The following is a 1,175-nucleotide window of genomic DNA, read 5'->3' on the forward strand; positions in this document are numbered from 1 at the left end:
CGGAGGAGCTTGCAAAACTCAACGCATTTCTGGATGCATTTGCCGAGCAAAACGGGGTGGCGTTTACCTCCGTACGTACGGCTGCGTTTGGTCGCGAGCGCTTGATCAGCTTGGTCATGCAGGTGCCTGGTGAGTGGACGGTGTCGTACGCGCACGCCCACGCCGACGAGATTGAGTCCGGTATTGCAAATTCGCTCGGCGCCGCAGAGACGATCGTGCACGTCGAGCCGTTTGGCTACACCACCCGAACGGGTCCCATTTTCGGAGATTCGCTGACAAACAGCAGGTAAGACGGGTATTCTGAGGTGTGAACACAGTGGAAGGAAGGTCAATCATGTGGGTCACACAAACCATGGATTCCTACCCGCACGGCACGCACTGCCGTGGATACGTTGTTGGCTTCTACAACCCCAGTGGCGGGTGGTGCGATGCACCGCTTCCACCCGAAAACGTAGGCCTCGCACCCCGCAACGCTGATGAGGACCCAAGCGATCCGGATTTCCGCTACCTCTACTCGAAGGATGACGCGGTTCGGTACGTGAACTACCTCAATGGCGGAGCAGTCCTGTAAGCCGCTACACTCGATGACGCAATCCCACACGGGCGCCCCAAGGTAGGGGCTGAGATCGCGCTACATGCCGCGCGGGCACCGTCCGAACCTGTCCGGTTAGCACCGGCGAAGGAAGTTGAAGGAGTGTCATGACTGACGCCTACGCTCAAGAAATCCACCGCAAGCACAGCTACGCACCGCTGCGTAAGAACGGACTCGAGGTCCCCGAGACCGCGGTCGCGCTGGATGACTCCCCCACCGGCCCGAACGAGCCCGTGAAGCTCTACCGCACCCGCGGCCCATGGGCGGAGCCGGAAGAGGGCCTGCCCGCGCTGCGCAGCGAGTGGATCGCCGCCCGCGGCGACGTTGCGGAGTACGAGGGACGCCAGCGCAATTTGCTTGACGACGGCACCCGGGCCGCCAAGCGCGGCGCCGCCTCCGAGGAGTGGCGCGGAGCCCGCCGCGCGCCACTGCGCGCCACGGAAGGCAAGCGCGTCACCCAGATGGCGTACGCCCGCCGCGGGGAGATCACCCCGGAGATGGAGTTCGTGGCGCTGCGCGAGCACTGCGACGTGGAAAAGGTGCGCGAGCAGGTCGCCGCGGGCAAGGCGATCATCCCGAACAA

At 63.8% G+C, this 1,175-nt stretch carries 3 protein-coding genes and 1 riboswitch; all 3 genes read left to right on the forward strand.

The features are described from left to right. A partial coding sequence (locus EAW56_RS12365) for a cation transporter dimerization domain-containing protein (protein ID WP_279629708.1) occupies window positions 1-290 on the forward strand: 290 nt, incomplete at its 5' end. Between the two features lie 44 nt (window positions 291-334). After that, window positions 335-571: a hypothetical protein gene (locus EAW56_RS12370; protein WP_095536371.1), complete on the forward strand. Its 237-nt coding sequence runs from the start codon at window positions 335-337 to the stop codon at window positions 569-571. An 18-nt stretch (window positions 572-589) separates the two neighbouring features. Further along, a riboswitch (TPP riboswitch) is annotated at window positions 590-702 on the forward strand. After that, on the forward strand, window positions 700-1,175 hold a 476-nt coding region (locus EAW56_RS12375), incomplete at its 3' end, for a phosphomethylpyrimidine synthase ThiC (RefSeq protein WP_208636527.1). It overlaps the preceding riboswitch by 3 nt.

It is taken from the genome of Corynebacterium gottingense, assembly GCF_003693265.1.
GTDB lineage: Bacteria > Actinomycetota > Actinomycetes > Mycobacteriales > Mycobacteriaceae > Corynebacterium > Corynebacterium gottingense.